The organism is Siphonobacter sp. BAB-5405 (assembly GCF_002872335.1).
In the GTDB taxonomy this organism is placed as follows: Bacteria; Bacteroidota; Bacteroidia; order Cytophagales; family Spirosomataceae; genus Siphonobacter.
In genome coordinates this window covers 1-592 of record NZ_NJAG01000201.1, presented here as the reverse complement: position 1 = coordinate 592, position 592 = coordinate 1, and the positions used below count along the sequence as shown (strand labels likewise).

The window sequence follows — 592 nt, the reverse complement described above, 5'->3', positions numbered from 1 at the left end:
CTGATCAATTTCTGTAAGCGTTCTCTGGAACAAATCAAAATGGAACAATCGCTCTCCATACGTAAAGGGTAATCGATAATCGTCCAGCCAGGGTAAAGGCTTCAGGTAGGGATTTTCAGCAAAGAGCCTTTCTGCACTAGCAAGCCCGGATGCCTCCTGCGGCGTTAACGTCACTTTTAGCGGCTTAAAAACGGGCTGAAGAAGAACTCAGGGAAGCGGATCGTAGCCCCATGACCACGCTTCGCAACGGTTTACAAACTCTTTCGCTAACGGCTTCTACAAATGCCCAGGCTACGTCTGTGTTAGAAATGATGTCTCGCCAGACCGAGCACCTGGTACGGATGGTGGATGACCTGTTGGCTGTCAGCCAGGGTAAAATCGAACTTCGAAAGGCGAGCGTCAACCAGGTAGAGCTTACCCGCCAGGCCACGGAATCCATACCAGCGTTAGTACAGCAAAACCAGCGGGAAGGCCGGTTTAAAAACCCCTGAAAAATTGAAACCTGACGTCATTCTTTTAGACATTAGTAGGCCGGAGCTGGAAGTTACGAAACCTGCCGGGAGGTTTGGCAGCAGCCTTGGAAAAAGAACTG

1 protein-coding gene is annotated in these 592 nt (G+C 50.2%); it reads left to right on the top strand.

Annotation, left to right across the window (positions count from 1 at the left end):
- Positions 1 to 230: 230 nt before the first annotated feature.
- Complete coding sequence (locus tag BWI97_RS27020; protein WP_102203488.1) at positions 231 to 491, top strand: hypothetical protein; 261 nt, start codon at positions 231 to 233, stop codon at positions 489 to 491.
- The last annotated feature ends 101 nt before the right edge of the window (positions 492 to 592 follow it).

Coding starts and splice junctions, on each gene's coding strand:
- BWI97_RS27020 (WP_102203488.1), top strand. CDS start 231: ATGACCACGCTTCGCAACGGTTTACAAACTCTTTCGCTAACGGCTTCT.